The following is a 16,253-nucleotide window of genomic DNA, read 5'->3' as shown; positions in this document are numbered from 1 at the left end:
AATGGTAACAGTTAAGTAACACCGATTGGTCGTCCTTGCTCCGCCGGTTGCGTACACCTACACACCGGGGTGTTTGCACCGTCCGCCACCGGGCTTTTGACAATGATGGTGACACGCGTGCAAGCTTTTACGGCCATGATTTCCGCTAATCGATACAGGCAGGCTGCCCGGCGCAACAATTGGATTGTGTACCTGGCAATGGGTGCCGCCGTAGTTGCCGCACTGGTTGCGGCGCTATAATCTTCTCCCGTCGGGCTTCGGCTCAAGCTGTTGAAACGGCTTCTCTGGTGTACTCCTGGGAGGCCGTTTGCCGTTGAAAGATGAGCTATACGGTTGCACCGGCAGCGGGCAAAAACACTTCTGCCAACATGCACCGGGCGCTGCCGCCCCCAATGGTTTCGATGGTGGGAATGGGCAGCGGCAGCAGCTCGCCGTAGCGCCCCAGCGTGTCCCGCTGCTCGGCCGTCAGGGCATCGAACGCGCTTTGCGACATCACCACCAACTCGGGCCCGGTGGCGGGTTGCAGCGTGAGCATGTTGCCGGCAAAGCGCGCGACCTGCGCCAACGTAATCGGCACAATCTCGCGGCCCGTTGCTGCCAGCGCGTCTACCATAGTTGCCCGCTCCCGTTCATCGGTAATGCTGTCGAGGCAGATGACGGCGAAACGGGCACCCAGGCACATCATCACGTTGGTGTGATAAATGGCGTGGCCATGCGCATCGTGGGCCCGAAACGCGACGGGGCGGTAGCCGAGGTGAGCCGCAACCTCCTGCAGCAGGCCGGCATCGGTGCGCGGCGACAGGGCGGCGTAGGCTACGCGGTGCAGATGGTCGAAAATGATGCTGCCGGTGCCTTCCAGAAATCGGTTTTCTTGTTCGTAGGGCGAAAAATCAACGATTTCGTCGATGGTGAACTGTCGGCGCAGCTGGTCCAGAATATCGGGGCGACGCTCGGCGCGGCGGTTGGGGGCGCACATGGGGTACAGCAGCACGCGGCCGTCGGGGTGCAGGGTGAGCCAGTTGTTGGGAAACACGGCGTCGGGCTTGGCCGGCTCGGTAGTATCATCGAATACCAACACGCGCACACCCCGGTCGCGCAGGCGCCGCACGGCTTCGTCGAACTCGGCAAATGCCTGCTGCTGCACGGCTTCGTCGCTCAGGCCGGCTATGGCATGCTGAAAGTGGTTGGAGGCGGCCGTTTCGGCATTAAAGCCGAAGCGCACGGGCCGAATGAGGAAAACAGTACTGGCAGATTGTGGCATGCGGCTGTAGTAGCTGAAACGCAATACTACGGCAGCCGAGGCAGGTTCCGCATCGGCCGACGGCAGCAATCAGCAACGACCGTGTTTCCCCCTCGCAAATCGGGCCGCCGCAAATACTGCGTCGGCCCGAAAACAACTTGCTAAACGAGATAAGCTGGCGGTGTTATTGCCGCAGCAGTTTGGTGGCCACCGTACCGGCGGGCGTGCGCACGCGCAACACGTAGAGCCCGGCGGCGCCCGGAAGCGGCAACAGCAGGCGTTGTTGCGCGGCGTTCGGCGTAAGGTGCCGCTCCAGCACCACCGCCCCCAGCGTATTCACCAGCTGCACTGTAGTAGGCTGGCCCTGCGCCCCCTGAATTTCGATGGTGGCGCGGCTGCCCGAGGCAGGGTTGCCCAGCACGTGCACCTGCAACGCCCCCACCACGCGGCCGGGCGTGGTAGCTACCACCTGCCCGCACTGCGTGGGCACGTTGGTCGACCAGTCGCTGGGTATCATGCTGATGAGCGTGCCCAGGTGGTTGTGCCCCGAGGCGTCGACGGCGGTGGTGCCCGAGCCTTCGTTCAGGGGCCAATAGGCTTCGAGGCCTGCGGCGGTGGGGCTTACCTGGCAGGCGTTGGCTACGATTTCGGCCGGCGTAAGCACCCGCGTCCAGGCCCGTACCTCGTCGATGGAGCCGTTGAGGATGCGCGTGCCGTCGTAGTTGCGGCCGAGCGTGAACACGCCCGAAGCCGCGGCATTGCCGGTAGCGGCCAGCGTGGCATCGAGCACGCCGTTGACGTACAAGCGCATGGTGGCGCCGTCGTAGGTGGCGGCCAGGTGGTACCAGGTGTTGGCGTTGAAAGTACTAGCCGACAGCACCTTGCGCTGGGTGGTGCCCAGGGTCAGCACAAACTGCAGCTTGTTGGCCGCTACGCCCGCGTCGCCGAAGCGCAGCAGGGCGGTGTTGCTGGCGTCTTCGATGCCGATGACGCTGGAAATGAACGGCGAGGCGGTTTTGAACGCGGTTGGTTTCACCCAGCACTCCAGGCTCAGGGCCGCGCCGTTCAGGTTTACGGTGCCGGCATCCACGTATTTGGTAGCGCCGTCGAAGAGCAGGGCCGTGTTGGTGCTGCCCGAGCCGGTGCCCACCACCGTAATGTAGCCGGCGCGGGTGCTGGTGTTGACGCCCGCCGCGTTGGTGGCCGTGAGCGTGACGGTGTAGGTGCCGGGCGTGGCGTAGCTCACCACCGGAAAAACGGCCGTGCTGGTGGCCGGCGTGCCGCCCTGAAACGTCCAGCTGTAGCTGGTGGCGTTGGTAGAAGCGTTGCTGAACGTGACCGACTGGCCGGTAGTGACGGTGGTGGCGCTGGCCGCAAAAGCTGCCGTGGGCCCGGTCGTCAGCGTGCCGTTGAAAACCTTCAGCTGCCCCAGGTTCAACCGGTAGGCCGCTACGGGCACGGCCGCCACGGCTTGCACGCCAATAACGGCCAGCTCGCGGCCGGCAAAGGTGGAGAGGTTAAAAGTGGTCGTGTTCCAGAGCGTATCGGTGGCCGAGCCCAGGTCTAGCAACTCGGGCGTGGCGAGGTTGTCGGCAAACCAGAGGGCCAGTTTGGCGTTGCTCGGGCCGGCCGCGGGGACTTTGTAGGTCAGGTGCAGCGCCGTGTTGGCCGCCACGGGCAGCTTGGTTTGGAAAAGCTTCACGGTGGCCGAATTGGTGCCGCTCAGGCTGCCACTCAGCTTCACGGAGTTGCCCGCATAGTAGGCCCGGCTGAAATCAAACCCCACGTTCATGGCCGCCGTGCCCGATTTCGCCCACTGCCACGAGGGCAGCAGGCTTTGCCGGCTCATGTCGGTCCAGGCTTTGGCCAGCTGCTGGCCGTTGTTGGCAAACAGCTTCCCCTGCCCTACCGAGAAGGTGGTTTCAAACGGCAGCCGATTGATGACGCTGCGCACGGGCACGTAGTGGCCGAAGCCCTTCCAGCCCGACGCGTCGGCGGTGGTCACGTCGAGGTCGTTGCCGGCAAACAGCCGCACTTCGGTGTTGTAGAAGTTCTGGTAGTCGGCTGCGTTGGTGTTGAACGAGTTCAGGCCGCCGTTGTACGTCAGGTTGGTGGCAAACAACCCAAGCGAGAGTTTGGGTTGGGCCACGTTGCCGCCGGTGAAGTAGTTGTCGATCCAGGCCGATTGGGTGAACAGCGACTGGTTGGAGCGGTTGGGCCACAAGTCGGCGCCCATGTACACCTCAAACGGGCTGCGGCCCAAGGCGTTGGCGGTAGCAACGGAGGTATTGATGTTGGTGGCGCCCGACCAGAAGTAGTTGGTAAACATGGCGTCGCTCACCTTGGCCGTACCGTCCTGCAGCAGGGCTTGGTTGTTGGCATTCAGCGCGTTTTGGTACGAAACGGTGCCGCCGGGCAGCATGGCGTCGTACCAGTGAATTTCCATGCCCGCCGGCTTAATGTCCTGCAGGCGCTTGAGCAGGTTGCGCAGCTCCAGCGCATTGGCGGCCGACACCGACGACTCCTGGTTGAAAAACCAGCCGTCGAAACTGTAGTAGGCGGCCACGTCCACCAGCTTTTGGGCGGCTATGAAGTTGCCGCTGCCGTCTTTTTGAATCAGGGTAGCCACGTCGGCGGCCGAAGTAAACACCGACCCGATGACCTTCACGCCGTTGCGGTGCGCGGTTTCCACCCACGGCTTGGTCGGAATGGCCACCGGCCCGTCGAACCACGTGAGCACGTCGATGTACTGCCAGTGGGTGAAGTTGTAGAGGTTGAAGCGGTTCTGCTCGTTGAGGTAGCCGGCCCAGGTGGCCATGCCGTCGGGAATGTAGTTGACCTGGTGGCTGAAGCTCTGGGCCGGGTTGAGCTGGGAGGCCAGCGAATTTTGGCGCGCTGCCAGCGGCACGGTGCTCACGTTGGCCGGCACGGCGGTGGGGCCGGTGGCAGTCCAGGCCATCAGCTGCGTGGCCGTGAGCTTGGTGTACTGCGCGGCAGGTTCCAGTTGGGCCTGCGCGGCCACGCTGCTCAGCAGCCACGGCAGCGCCAGCAGTGCCCGGCCCAAGCGGCGGGCCAGCATCGACAAAGTAAGACGGGGGTAGAGCTGCTTCATACAGTGGGTGGTTGGGTGAAACATTGCGCCTTCAATGTATATGCCGCTGCCCGTACTGCCTCACTTTCAATAAAAAAACTCTGCTTGCCCTCGTTTGGGCCTGTTGCCCGCCCGCAAGCTTGCTGCCAAAGCCGCGCGTACCGGTAACTTGCGCGGCCTTGGCTGGCAATGGTTCCGGCCCTGGAGTTCCGCGCATGTCTTCTCCCGAAAACCACTTTGCCGCCAGCGTCAGTGCCTTGCCCGATGCGCAAGCCGGTCAGCTGTTTGGCAAACCCTGCTACAAAATCAACGGCAAAGCCTTTGTCTGCTTTTTTCAGCAGGCCATGGTGTTCAAGCTCGCCGGCGAAACGCACCGCGAAACCCTGGCACTCGACGGCGCCCGGTTGTTTGATCCGTCTGGCAAAGGCCGACCGATGAAAGACTGGGTGCAGGTGCCGGCCGACTACGCCGACCACTGGCCGGAGCTGGCCCAGGCGGCGTACCACGGCGTACGGGCGCAGCAATAATCCGGCACGGGCGTTTGCCAAATACTTTCGATTGAGCACCCGGCGGCCGTTTGTCTTGCCTCTGGCCAGGCCCGTGCGCTTTCCGGCTACAGATACGACAGCCACCAGTACCGGTGACGCTGCTTGTACTGACCGTACCAGCGGCAAGGCAGATACAGCAGCAGTACCACCAACAGCCACACCACATACGCGCGCAACAGGCTCGGCGCGTAGGCCGCGGGCCGGCTCGCAGCATCAGCAAACCCCAGGTTTACTGCCCGGCCGAATTGCAGGCGCGTCCATACCCAGGCGCTGCCGCTGATGAGCAGCAGGTGCAGCAGGTAGTAGAAAAACGGCACCCGCCCAAAGGTGCGCAGCCATGCGCCCAGCCGGCTGGCGGACGTTTCCAGGCTGGCCAGCAAGAGCAGCGCCACGCCCAGCGTCAGGCACAAAAACAGAAATGACGGCGGGTACTTGGTTACGTTCAGAAACGACAACGCCGTGTAAACCAAACCGCGCGGCTGCACGCTCCACGGCGCCAGCTCGCCGTACCAGTTAGTGGCCCGTACCACCACAAAAACCACCAGCAGGAGCGCGCCCAGGCGGCGGAGCCAACGCGCGCGCTCCGCCACCGGCGCCGTAAACCACGGCCCCAGCACATAGCCCGCCCACAACACTGCCACCCACGGCACCAGAGTGTAGGCAGTGAGCAAGGGTGGCAGGGGTGGCAGCACCAGCACGCCGGGAGTATTGTGCAGCAACACCCACACCGCCTTTTCAGCCGTTACGGGCTGAATAACGGGCAGCAGGTTGTGGCCCGCAATGAGCACCACCGCCAGCACGCCCAACACGCTGCGGGGAAGCCACAGCAGCCCGGCCAGCAGTAGCATGCCCCAGCCTATCGCCCAAATAACTTGCAGCAAAATCAGCTCGTAACTCCACACCAGCACAAAACTGATGAGCAGCACTTCCAACGCCACCAGCCACAGGCCGCGCGTGAGCAAGTACCGGCTCACGAGGGCCCGGTGCCCCAGTCGCTGCTGGTACAGGTAGATGCTGATGCCCGACAGCAGCACAAACGTGGGCGCGCAGAAGTGCGTAACCCAGCGGGTAAAAAACAACACCACCGAGGTGTGGGCCACGTCTTCGGGCCGCACCAGCGTAGGGCTCCAAAATTCGCGCACGTGGTCGAGGGCCATAATTACCATCACGAGCCCGCGCAGGATGTCAACAGACTGTACCCGCGCCACGGCCGCACGCGGCGGGGCTTGCAATGCGGGATTGGCAGAGGTGGTTAGCATAAGTAGCAGTTGCGCTTCAGGGTACTAAGAAGGCATCAATGAACGCATTTATTTCCTGCTTCTGTGCCTCGGTTGCGCCGTCCCACATGTCGTTGTGGGCGGTAGCCGGCAGCTGCACCACGCGGATACCCAGCGCCGCTTGCTCGGCCATCGTGGGCAGTACGCCCGCGTCGGCGGGTTGGTCGCTGGAGCGCAGCGCGAGTATCCGAGGCTGCCGGGTGCGGGGCAGTGGCATGCGGCGGTTGTCGAGCGAAATGACTTTTTCCACCAGCGCCGGGTGCTCGTGCGCAAACAGCATGGATATGTCACCGCCGTTGGAGTGCCCCGCCAGCAGCAGGTGGTCAGCATCCAAGTCGGGCTGCGCTTTCAGCATTTTCCGGCGCACAAACAGCAGGTTTTGCACGCCCCGCTCCCAGTTGGGCCGCCGTACTACTTGTGGGTTGCCCGTGGTAGGCAGCGGTTCGTCGGTGGGCAGTTCGTGCTGCACGCTGGCTACGGTGTAGCCGTGCGCCACAAGGTTATGGGCTATAAACGAGTAGTCGGTGCTGTGGCCGCCGTAGCCGTGGCTCAGCAGCGCCAGCTTGGTCTTGGTGCCGCGTGCGAACTGATTGGCGGCCGCATACAGCGTTACGGGCACGGCACGGTTGCGGGCCTCGTCGAAGAGGGTGAGTGGGGTTGCCGAAGCGCCCGTCGCTACGGTCAATACTTCGGCGGTGGGCCGCGGCCGATGGGCGCAACTGGCCAACAGCAGCCCGGCCAAACCATAGGCCAGGAGCAAAAACGAGGATAGGCGTTGCATGGAGAGGTCTTGGGCCGCTAAGTACCATGAAATAACCGTTGCCCACTACTTACGCGCAGCATCAAACCGTCGGAACGCTTCATCTTACTTGTTCCCCACTACGCCGCGCCTACTAGCTCTTAACCCATTCTGTCAGGTACGCATCACATCAATTGGGCAGCCTTAAAGCCTCATTCACATGAAGATGCTATAGCGCCGTGGCCCGTGGAGCGGGTAAACTTGCAGTATCATTTCGCCACCCGTTTTTCGGCGGCCAATGACTTTGCTCCCAACCCCACACGCAACTATGAAAACCAACCACGTAGCCATCATCGGTGGCGGCCCCGCCGGCATTGCCGCCGCCAAATCCCTTCTCGAAGACGGCCTGACGCCCGTGCTCATCGAACAGAGCAACAGCATTGGCGGACAATGGAACCAAGGCGCAGCCCACAGCGGCATCTGGCCCAACATGCCCGCCAACTCCTGCCACATCAAAATGTCGTTTTCAGACTACGAGTACCCGGCCGGGACGCCCATGTTTCCCACCAACCAGCAGGTGCTGGCGTACCTCACCGGCTACGCCCGGCAGTTCGGCGTCGATGCCCACGTGCGGCTGAATACCCGGGTGGAGCTCATCAGCCGCGGGCCTGCAGGCCAGTACGTCATCTGGACGGTGAACCGCGACGGGGAACGGCGCACGGAGGTGTTTTCGCACGTTATTGTGGCCACGGGACGCTACAACAAGCCGCGCTACCCCAGCACGCCGGGTCTCGACCACTTCCGGGGCCGCGTGCTCCACTCGTTTGATTACCGCGGCCGCGAGGCCTTCACGGGCAAGCGCGTGCTGGTGGTTGGCAACAGCATCAGCGGGCTCGAAATTGCCAGCGACTTAGCTTTCGACGACAGCATCACAGTAATTTCCTCCAGCCGCAAGCCGCGCTACATCGTGCGCAAGCTCATGAACGGCATGCCCACCGACGAGGCCGTTCTCACCCGCTTCGGGGCCTACGTCAACCAAGTGCTGCCGCCCCACGAAGCCGCCGCCGGCCTCAAGCAGCTCGTGCTCGATGCCTGCGGCAACCCCGCCGATTTCGGCGGTCTGCGCCCGGCCGACAGCATTATGGAAGCCGGCATTTCGCAGTGCCACGACTACCTGGCGCAAGTGGCCGACGGCCGCATTCAAACGGTGCGCGGCATCCAGGGCTTCACCCCCACCGGCGCCATCCTCTCCGACGGCATCGAGGTGGAAGCCGATGTGGTGTTGTTGGCCACCGGCTACGACCTGCACCTGCCTTTCGTGAGCGAAGACATTCGCCAGACGGTGCGCGCCGGCCGCGAGCACCTGGAGTTGCACGATTTCACATTCCACCCCGACTTGCCCAACTTCGCCTTCATGGGCCTCTACCAGCAAATCGGCTCCTACTTTGTGACGGCCGAGCTGCAGGCCCGCTGGATTGCGGCCTGCTGGAGCGGTGCCTGCCCCCAACCCTCGACCGAGGAAATGGCGGCTGGCGTGGCCGCCTCTCAGCACTTCAACCAGTTCCGCGGTATGGCCACCTGCCAGGAAGTGGCCGAAAAGCTGTCGGCCAACCTGGGCGTGGCCCCCACCCTCGACCACTACCCCGACTTGGTGCGCGAGTTGTTCTTTGGCCTGCTGGCGCCCTCGCAGTTCCGGCTCGAAGGCCACGGCCGCCAGCCCGACGCCCGAGCCCGTTTCGAGCGTACCAGCCGCCACTTCACCGCCGGCCAGCCCGTACCGCTCAACGAACAACAGATTGGGGGCCTGATGATGCTGGCCAGCAAGCTGCCTGAGCACGCTGCTTTACAGCGGGTGGCGCAACAGCTCCAACCAGAACCGGTGGAAGCGTAAGGCGCTTCTGCCCCGCTTAGCCAACGGGCCTGCCGATATCGTGTCGGCAGGCCCGTTGCTTTTAGTGGCTACGTCTGCTGCATGCGTACCCACGGCCGGGCGGCTTCCAGCAGCTGCTCCCCCGTGAAACGCAGGGACACGCTGCCGCCATCGGGTGTGCGCACGGCGGTGCTGTAGGAGGTAGTCCAAAGAAATTTTTCAGCCTGCACCGGCCCAATAGCCGCCCAGGGAATGAGCAGCGGCGCGTGCCCAACCCGAAACGGAAACCCAGCACGCAACCCCAGGCCTGCCGCCGATACGGTTGCCTGCAACACGCCGCGGTATCTGATTCCGCCTACCGTCGCCTGCGCCACCGAAAACCGGGGGCCAAGTGGTAGTTCCGGCACGGCAAAATGCGTAGCCAGCCGTTGCCAGCCCATCAGCGAAAGTAATTTGACAACCAAGCACCAGAAGCCGACAAAGCCCGCCAGCGCCAGCGGCATGATCCAGAAGACATAGTAACGCATGCTCCTCCATACGGCAGAAACAGCGCTGGCGCCGCTTGCTTGGCCTTGACGACGGCAAAGACGCAAGCGGCAGGGCACAAAAAAAGAAGCATGCCGGGTGGCACGCTTCTTATGTTCCGAAGGAAGTTCGGAGAGTTAGACGGCGCGGCGAACTTTTACTGCGCTCAGGCCTTTGCGGCCTTCTTCTACCTCGAACTCAACCTTGTCGTTGTCGCGGATTTCGTCGATCAGGCCCGTTACGTGAACGAACACATCTTGACCGGTGGCGGAGTTGTTGATGAAACCAAAGCCTTTGGTCTCATTGAAGAATTTTACGGTTCCTGTCTGCATGATTGCTAGGAAAGAAGTGAAAACGAAGCAACTGGCAGCGAAACTCTACTATTTTTCAACAAGTGAAGCAATGGTAGTGACACGAGGCAACTTGCCTTAAACAATGCAAACGTACGCCTTATTTTCGAGAACTCCCCGGAGGAAGATTCCCGATGGGCCAGCGTGTCGTTGCAGGTGGTTAACTGTTAGGCCCTAGCTTAAGTTCAAACGGCTCTTTTTTTTGGCCAATAGGTAGGCCGCGCTAGATTTTATAGGCCCGCACGGAGTCCACGTCGAAGAAATACACGACGCTGTCGATGGGGTCAAAAACGTAATCGGGCGTGCGGTTTTCCACGTCGGCCTGGCCTTCTACTTTGCCCGTCGCCTTGTTCACCTTCAGCACCCGGAAGCGCCCGGGCTCGTCTTTGTCTGCTTTGGTAAGGATGAGGTGGTATTGCTGCGCGGTGGCTTTGCCGGCACTCGATTGCCCGGCTTCGGCGCCGCCGAGCTCAAACGTGCGCTGTACTGTGGACCACGTTTGCTTGACGGGCACGCGGGCAGGCGTTTTGCCAGCCGCAGCAGCATCGGGGGCGCCGGTGTTGCCTACAATGGCACCCACTTTCAGCGTGGGCGGCGCAAAGTATTGGTTGTACACCACCTTCCCGGTCTGGTCGACTTTGGCAATGGATTGGGCTCCGAGCACCACCACGCCGTCGTTCTGCACTTCCAGTTCCACCACTTCGTCGTCGAGCAGCTTGATGGGCAGCTTGTTTTTCATCAGCAGCTTTTCCTCGCCCTTGGCCATGTTCACTTGGCCCAGGTAGCCCTTGGCAAAGAAGTACACGTCGTCGCCTACCCGCAACCGGGCTTTGCCGGCCGGGTCAAAGTACTTGGTATGGGCCGTGGAGGCAAAGGTCTGGGCATTGAAAAAGTCGACCACCGAGGCGTTGAGCATGCCGATGCCGGTAGCGGTGGTAAAGAGCAGGCCACAGTCGCCGCTGCTGGCTTTGATGCTGCGGTCGGCCTTCACCTTGAGGGTGCCCAGGTCTAGTTGCTTCACGGCCGAAGCGTCGCTGACGATGAACAGGCTGTTGCCGACGATTTCCATGGCGCCGGCGTTTTCAAACTCCAGGGCCGCCGATTTCATTTCCTGGCAGGTGTTCTTGTTGTACACGCTCAGTGCCAGCTCTTTGTCTTTCCGCTGCGACTTGCCGATTACCAGTTGGTCTTTGCCTGCGTTGCGGTACATCACCACCGGGCTCAGCAGCTCCCGTTCGCCGGTTACCTGGCCGGTTTTCAGGTTCGCACTCGTGAGGTAGCCGTCTTTGAGCACGCACACCTGCACGGGCGTCGCGCCTTCGAATACATCGAAGGTGGGTTCGGTGGGGGCCTGCAGCTCGGCTACTTTGTAGGAGCGTTTCAAGGGAATGTTGTGCACGAGCTTGGCCGTGGCGGCATCGAGCACCGAAACCCCGAAGCCAGACACAATGGCCACTTTGCCATCGGGCAGCCGCAGCACCTTGAGCGAGCGGGCCATGTCGTCGGCAACCGGCAGCTCGGCCATGCGGGCGCCGGTGTTTTTGTTTAGCACCAGGGCGCGGGTACCGGCGTCGGAGGCTTCCCACACCACCACGTTGGTGCCGGGCACCACGCGGTTTTCGGTGTGCTTGCCAACGGCGGCTTTGTAGAGCACCTCGCCGGTCAGGCCGTTGAGAATCACCGACTGCGGAAACTCCGCCCCCTCGGGCATCGACAGCACCTGCAGCAGCGGCGTGTTGCCGAGCAGGTTGGCCGTTTTGGTTTTCTCCACTTTCGTCATCCACAGCTGCTTGCCCGAGCTTTTGTCGAGGCACATCACGAAGTCGGTCTTCAGGATGAGGATGTTGCCGTCGGGGCTCACGTACTTCTGCGGGGCGGGGCCGTTGCCGAGCTTGGTCCACACATTCTGGCCCGCGGCGGTTTCCACGGCCGCTTCGCGCTTCCATTCGAGCGGTTTGGCGGCCACTACCGGCGCGGCGGGTGCTGGCGCTTCCATGGGCGTGGCGGCCGGGGCCGGCGCTGCCGCGGCGGGTGCTTCGGCAGCTGCTACGGGCGCTTGCGCATCGGTAGAGGCTACCAGTTGGGGCTCGGAAGCGGCTGGCGCCGCGGGCGTGCTGGCCGGCGCTGTTTCGCCCGCGCCCGGCGCACCCGGTGCCGAGGCGGCTTGGGCTGCTACCGGCGTTTCGGCAACAGCTTGGGCAGGAGTTGCGGGCTGAGCGGCCGGGGCAGCGGCCGCCGATTCGGTTGCTGCCGGGGCGGGCGCGGGCGCTGCCGTTGTGCTGGCTACGGCCACAACCGGAGCAGCCGCACCCGTGGAAGCCGGCGCGGCGGCCGTGGCGGCTGGCTCGCTCACGTTAAACTTCTCGCGCCGACCTTTCTCGTAGATAATCATCCACACCTCGGCCTTGCGGATGTTGTAAATCGGCCCGTCCTGAAAATCGAACAGGCGGTATTTGATGTGCTCGTCGGTAATCTCGACGACTTTGGTGCTGAGCTCCGACTTGTCGTTTTTGATGATGACATCCTGCGCCCGAACCGAGGTGCTGCCCAGGGCACCCAGCACCAAGGCAGCCCCGCACAACGCGCGCCGGGAGGTGAGCAAACTTGAGCGGCGGCCGGGAGCCGGCGCAACGAAAGCGTCGGTCAAAGCCCGTTGGGTATAGCGTTGGGACATAGGCTACGGGATGTGCGGGGAAGGCAGAAGCAAGAAGCTAAAAACCGGCTGCACAGCGTTATTTCGCGTATCGACCCGTCTTAGCATAATACAAAGTAAGCCAAAATAAAGGCTTAAGTCAAGCCCGCGCCAGCATCAGTTGCTCGGAGCGGCTGGGCACGCCTCATGGGCCTTCTGAATAAGGCACTTGGGTACGAGCCGTGCCGCGCTGAATGCATGCTTGACCCGCCCCTCCGGCTTCAACCCGCCTTGCAATTGGCTGCCTCTGCATCGCCTTTGCCGCGTCGCGTGGCCGAGTGGCAGCCTTGCGGCCGCTAGCTGCGTATGGCAACTGTGCAGCTCGGGTTTCCACCGCCCGGACTGGGCATGTTGCATGAAAAAGCTACTGGGGAGCCTGGCCCTGCTGCTGGGCGGGTGCGGCCCTTGCCAGGAAGTGGCCCTGCTGCCCGACGAGCGGGCGTGGTTTGCCTCTTATCAAGAAGGCCACACCGTGCGCTTCCGCAGCAACCGGGGGGCTACCAACGTTCTTACGGTGTTGCCCCGCCAGGAATGGCACGAGAATACCAATTGCAACATCCCGGAAGCGGGCCGCTACCAGCCCATTTTCAGCCAGCTAGTGCTGCGCCCCACCGCAGCCTACGACACCCAGCGCGGCAACTTTGTGGTGAACCTGCGCAAAAACAACCCCGACCGGCCGGCACTGCTCACCTTTAACCTGTCGGGGCTGGACTGCACGACTGCCGCCACAATGGGCCAGCCCACGACCAAGCTTCAGCAGCAGCCTTGCACGCTCGCCACCACCGGCAAAGCCTACCCTACAGCCTACGTGTTCCGGCACGGGCAAAACGCCACCAACTACGGCAACGGACGGGTGCAGGCGGTGTATTGGGACAAGCAGGACGGGCTGATTCGCTACGAATTGGCCGACGGCGAAACTTTTGACCGGCTGACGGATTAACCATGTCGGTCAACCGTGCGGCCGCTGAAAGGCAGTACTCACGCAAGTCCTCTTCCAACCCAAATCCATGCCTTCCACTCCCGCCGCACAGCCTATCATTTCCGAACAGTCTACTTCCGATTCTGCTCCCGTGGTGCTGGCCGGCGCCACCGGCGCCCTCGGGCTGCTCATTGCCCACCACCTGCGGCAGCGGGGCGCCGCCGTGCGGGCTCTGGCGCGGCCCGAAACCCGCAATTCTGCCGAGGCTACTTCGCTGCGGGTACAGGGCGCCGAGGTGGTAACGGTGGACTACAACAATCCCGCTGACCTCGCCAGGGCTTGTGCCGGGGCGGCCTGCGTGGTGTCGGCCCTATCGGGTTTGCGAGAGGTAATAGTCGACGCCCAAACGCGGTTGCTGGAGGCAGCAGTAGCCGCCGGTGTGCCGCGTTTCATCCCGTCCGACTTCTGCATCGACTACACCAAGCTGCCCGAGGGTTCCAACCGCAACCTCGACCTGCGCCGGGAGTTCAGTCGCCGGCTCGACCAAGCGCCCATCCAAGCCACGTCCATCCTCAACGGCATGTTCACCGACCTGCTAAAGGGAACCGCGCCGGTAGTGCTGCCGGGCCCGCGCCGCGTGGTGTACTGGGGCAGCGCCGACCAGCCCCTTGACTTCACCACCATGGTAAACACCGCGGAGTTTACGGCCGCCGCGGCCCTCGACCCCGCCCCGCCCCGCTTTCTGCGCGTGGCCGGCGAAGTAGCCAGCATCCGCGACTTGCAGCGTGCCGCAGAAGCTGCTACGGGCAAAGCGTTTAAGCTATTCCGGGTGGGGAGCCTGAAAACGTTCGGCAAGGTCATCAAGCTCACCAAGGCCCTGATGCCGGCCAACGACGATGTGTTTCCGCCCTGGCAGGGCATGCAATACCTGCACAACATGTTCACGGGCCTGCCCAAGCTTGCGCCCCTCGACAACGAGCGGTACCCCGGCATCCGGTGGACGCCGGTGCGGGAAGTTCTGGGCGCCAGTCGCCAGTAGGAAAGTGACCCGGACCCGGCTTCCCTATTGCGCGCTTAGCTCTTGGGACGACGCCCGTTGAAGCTGGTGTCCTGGGTTCCTCTAGGAGTTGATACCGGGCTGGAGCCGAAGCACCGTCTTGTGTTTCCTGCACTTCACGCTGAGTTGCCTGAAATGCACGTGGCGGCCCAGGCAAGGCCGCCGCATGCATCCCTTCCGAAGCTAAGCCACGGCCACGGCTTCCCGTTCTTCAATCCGTATTGCGGTGGGGGCGTTGTAAGTCCGGTGCAGGCCCAGTGCGGTGCACACCACCCCACTGGCCACTGCCAGCGTGCGGACCCAGTTCATAGTGCTCCACTCCTGCCAAACGCGCTGCAGCGTGGCTCGGTCGGCCAGTTCCGACTCAAACAGGATGGCATTACGGGGGTAGAAGTAGTTGAACGTCATGCCTTCGGCTACCACGTAGCACAGCAGGGCCAGCAGCAGCAAATTGCGCGTTTGCTTGCCGCGCTTCCAGAACAGCACCACGCAGAGCAAGCCCAGGCCCTGATTCAGCGGCGAAAAAATGCGGAAGAAATGCCCGGGATTCGACACCTGATAGTATGCCCGGGAAGTCTGCATGCCCTTTGCCACGTCGTGGCCCCAGGCGGGCGCATCGACCAGGGAGCTGTAGATGTTGGTGAGCAGGAGGCCCGAAGCAACGACGAGCGAGGCGAAAAGAAGGGTGCGTTTCATAGCGGTTTGTTTGGCGGTTTGTTTTTGACAAAGCTCCGCCCCGCGCCCCTCGAAAAATTGTATGTATCGGACAAGTTTTGTCCCGCCCAAGCAGCCTAAGCAGTTTATGCCCGGCGCAGCAGCAAGCTCTACTCGATTCGGCATGCTCCGCGACACCGCTGCAAGGCGCACTTCTTGCCCACACCCGCCTACTGAAACAAGTGGCCCGGCCGGGCGCTGAGCTGCCGGCGGTAGCCGCCGGGGGCCATGCCGGTAAAGTGCCGGAATTCTCGAATGAAATGCGCCTGGTCGTAGTAGCCGCACTCCAGCCCCACCGTGGTCAGGGTTTTGCCGGGCTGATGCAGGGCCTGCAGCGCGCCCACGTAGCGCTTGTAGCCCAGCAAGGCCTCGGCTGAAATTCCAAAGAGTTCATGAGCCTTGCGGCTGAGTTGCCGCGGCGAGTAGCACGCCCGCGCTGCCAACTCGGCCACCGAAGGCGCGGCCACAGCCGGAGTGTTGAGGTACGACGACAGCAGGACCTCCCTCTTCGGTACCTCCTGCAGTTGCCGTTGCACCCAAGCCTCTACCAGCGCCCGGCGCCCGGCAAACGAACCCGCCCCGGCCAGTTGGTCGGCCAGTGAACCGAACGCCGGGCTCAGCAGGCGCAGGTCGGTAATGCGGTTGAGGAATTCGCCGGCGGGCACGCGCAGCAGCTTGCGAACCGCGAGCGGGGTGAGTTGCACCCCAAACAGCGCCTGGGCCTGCGGGGCCCGTAGCTGCAGGGGCACGGTGTTCAGGCCGCTGATGAAACACGTGGGCGTGGGTTGGCTGGCTCCTTCCGACCCCAGTGCCACCCGCAAGGGGTCGGCAAAGGAGAAAATCAGCTCCACAATGCCCTTGGGCAGTATGGTTTCGTGCCGGTGCGGCGGCATGCCCTCCACTTGCCAGATGGCCGTAACGTAGAGCCCAATGCCGGTGTGGGCACAAGCGGCGTAGTGGGCTTCCATAGCTCTGGCAACGGGTAAAACAACGGGCCGCGCCGCTGGCGAAAACAGGCGCAGCACAAATATATAGCGACACAAATATACTGTATCGTCGAAAGAAGTGCCCGGCTCAGAGCGGCACGTTTTGATTACACTGCAGACTACAAAGACTGTTCTGCAACACTGCTCCAACGAGCTTCAATACGGTTGCCAAACGCCGCAGCCGGTAGAGCTTCTGCTCACGACTGCAGCGCGGCAGGTGCCTCTATGGTTCCCAACCGATTAAG

At 62.8% G+C, this 16,253-nt stretch carries 13 protein-coding genes; 4 read left to right on the top strand and 9 right to left on the bottom strand.

From position 1 onward, the window contains the following. Positions 1-325: 325 nt before the first annotated feature. Positions 326-1,261: a citrulline utilization hydrolase CtlX gene (gene ctlX, locus F0P96_RS01480; RefSeq protein WP_151076973.1), complete on the bottom strand. Its 936-nt coding sequence runs from the start codon at positions 1,259-1,261 to the stop codon at positions 326-328. Positions 1,262-1,424: 163 nt separating this feature from the next. Beyond that, positions 1,425-4,352, bottom strand: a complete 2,928-nt coding sequence (locus tag F0P96_RS01475) for an endo-beta-N-acetylglucosaminidase (RefSeq protein WP_160620048.1) — start codon at positions 4,350-4,352, stop codon at positions 1,425-1,427. Positions 4,353-4,546: 194 nt separating this feature from the next. Between F0P96_RS01475 and F0P96_RS01470 the strand changes: the two genes are divergently transcribed. After that, a complete protein-coding gene (locus tag F0P96_RS01470) occupies positions 4,547-4,858 on the top strand; it encodes a hypothetical protein (RefSeq protein WP_201743894.1) in 312 nt (103 codons plus the stop codon). 86 nt (positions 4,859-4,944) lie between these two features. Here the strand turns inward: F0P96_RS01470 and F0P96_RS01465 are convergent, their stop codons facing one another. Then, entirely contained in the window at positions 4,945-6,138 is a 1,194-nt protein-coding gene (locus F0P96_RS01465; RefSeq protein ID WP_151076971.1) for an acetyltransferase domain-containing protein, read from the bottom strand. A 16-nt stretch (positions 6,139-6,154) separates the two neighbouring features. Further along, the gene (locus tag F0P96_RS01460) at positions 6,155-6,937 is read right to left on the bottom strand and encodes a serine aminopeptidase domain-containing protein (protein ID WP_151076970.1); all 783 of its coding nucleotides are present in this window, start codon (positions 6,935-6,937) and stop codon (positions 6,155-6,157) included. 286 nt (positions 6,938-7,223) lie between these two features. On the opposite strand from F0P96_RS01460, the gene F0P96_RS01455 reads away from it, so the two are divergent. Beyond that, on the top strand, positions 7,224-8,786 hold the full coding sequence (locus F0P96_RS01455; RefSeq protein ID WP_160620050.1) for a flavin-containing monooxygenase: 1,563 nt from the start codon (positions 7,224-7,226) through the stop codon (positions 8,784-8,786). A 68-nt stretch (positions 8,787-8,854) separates the two neighbouring features. Here F0P96_RS01455 and F0P96_RS01450 read toward each other — a convergent pair whose 3' ends face one another. From F0P96_RS01450 to F0P96_RS01440, 3 genes are all read right to left on the bottom strand, one after another. Beyond that, positions 8,855-9,292 (bottom strand): hypothetical protein, encoded by a 438-nt coding sequence (locus tag F0P96_RS01450; RefSeq protein ID WP_151076968.1) that lies wholly within the window; start codon positions 9,290-9,292, stop codon positions 8,855-8,857. A 135-nt stretch (positions 9,293-9,427) separates the two neighbouring features. Next, complete coding sequence (locus tag F0P96_RS01445) at positions 9,428-9,622, bottom strand: cold-shock protein (protein ID WP_151076967.1); 195 nt, start codon at positions 9,620-9,622, stop codon at positions 9,428-9,430. A 241-nt stretch (positions 9,623-9,863) separates the two neighbouring features. Continuing rightward, positions 9,864-12,314: an outer membrane protein assembly factor BamB family protein gene (locus F0P96_RS01440; protein WP_151076966.1), complete on the bottom strand. Its 2,451-nt coding sequence runs from the start codon at positions 12,312-12,314 to the stop codon at positions 9,864-9,866. Between the two features lie 373 nt (positions 12,315-12,687). Between F0P96_RS01440 and F0P96_RS01435 the strand changes: the two genes are divergently transcribed. Then, entirely contained in the window at positions 12,688-13,272 is a 585-nt protein-coding gene (locus tag F0P96_RS01435) for a hypothetical protein (RefSeq protein WP_151076965.1), read from the top strand. Between the two features lie 67 nt (positions 13,273-13,339). Then, a complete protein-coding gene (locus F0P96_RS01430) occupies positions 13,340-14,290 on the top strand; it encodes an NmrA family NAD(P)-binding protein (protein ID WP_151076964.1) in 951 nt (316 codons plus the stop codon). Positions 14,291-14,491: 201 nt separating this feature from the next. Here the strand turns inward: F0P96_RS01430 and F0P96_RS01425 are convergent, their stop codons facing one another. Next, complete coding sequence (locus tag F0P96_RS01425) at positions 14,492-15,004, bottom strand: anthrone oxygenase family protein (protein WP_160620052.1); 513 nt, start codon at positions 15,002-15,004, stop codon at positions 14,492-14,494. A 188-nt stretch (positions 15,005-15,192) separates the two neighbouring features. Then, complete coding sequence (locus tag F0P96_RS01420; RefSeq protein ID WP_151076962.1) at positions 15,193-15,990, bottom strand: helix-turn-helix domain-containing protein; 798 nt, start codon at positions 15,988-15,990, stop codon at positions 15,193-15,195. Between the last annotated feature and the right edge of the window lie 263 nt (positions 15,991-16,253).

It is taken from the genome of Hymenobacter busanensis, from assembly GCF_008727865.1.
Taxonomy (GTDB): Bacteria; Bacteroidota; Bacteroidia; order Cytophagales; family Hymenobacteraceae; genus Solirubrum; species Solirubrum busanense.
This window is presented reverse-complemented; position numbering and strand designations above follow the sequence as displayed.

What these genes read in the sequence shown, in the direction of transcription:
- F0P96_RS01430 (WP_151076964.1), top strand. Translation starts at nt 13,340, where the DNA reads ATGCCTTCCACTCCCGCCGCACAGCCTATCATTTCCGAACAGTCTACT.
- F0P96_RS01445 (WP_151076967.1), bottom strand. Translation starts at nt 9,622, where the DNA reads ATGCAGACAGGAACCGTAAAATTCTTCAATGAGACCAAAGGCTTTGGT.
- F0P96_RS01475 (WP_160620048.1), bottom strand. Translation starts at nt 4,352, where the DNA reads ATGAAGCAGCTCTACCCCCGTCTTACTTTGTCGATGCTGGCCCGCCGC.
- F0P96_RS01420 (WP_151076962.1), bottom strand. Translation starts at nt 15,990, where the DNA reads ATGGAAGCCCACTACGCCGCTTGTGCCCACACCGGCATTGGGCTCTAC.
- F0P96_RS01465 (WP_151076971.1), bottom strand. Translation starts at nt 6,138, where the DNA reads ATGCTAACCACCTCTGCCAATCCCGCATTGCAAGCCCCGCCGCGTGCG.
- F0P96_RS01460 (WP_151076970.1), bottom strand. Translation starts at nt 6,937, where the DNA reads ATGCAACGCCTATCCTCGTTTTTGCTCCTGGCCTATGGTTTGGCCGGG.
- F0P96_RS01450 (WP_151076968.1), bottom strand. Translation starts at nt 9,292, where the DNA reads ATGCGTTACTATGTCTTCTGGATCATGCCGCTGGCGCTGGCGGGCTTT.
- ctlX (WP_151076973.1), bottom strand. Translation starts at nt 1,261, where the DNA reads ATGCCACAATCTGCCAGTACTGTTTTCCTCATTCGGCCCGTGCGCTTC.
- F0P96_RS01455 (WP_160620050.1), top strand. Translation starts at nt 7,224, where the DNA reads ATGAAAACCAACCACGTAGCCATCATCGGTGGCGGCCCCGCCGGCATT.
- F0P96_RS01470 (WP_201743894.1), top strand. Translation starts at nt 4,547, where the DNA reads ATGTCTTCTCCCGAAAACCACTTTGCCGCCAGCGTCAGTGCCTTGCCC.
- F0P96_RS01435 (WP_151076965.1), top strand. Translation starts at nt 12,688, where the DNA reads ATGAAAAAGCTACTGGGGAGCCTGGCCCTGCTGCTGGGCGGGTGCGGC.
- F0P96_RS01425 (WP_160620052.1), bottom strand. Translation starts at nt 15,004, where the DNA reads ATGAAACGCACCCTTCTTTTCGCCTCGCTCGTCGTTGCTTCGGGCCTC.
- F0P96_RS01440 (WP_151076966.1), bottom strand. Translation starts at nt 12,314, where the DNA reads ATGTCCCAACGCTATACCCAACGGGCTTTGACCGACGCTTTCGTTGCG.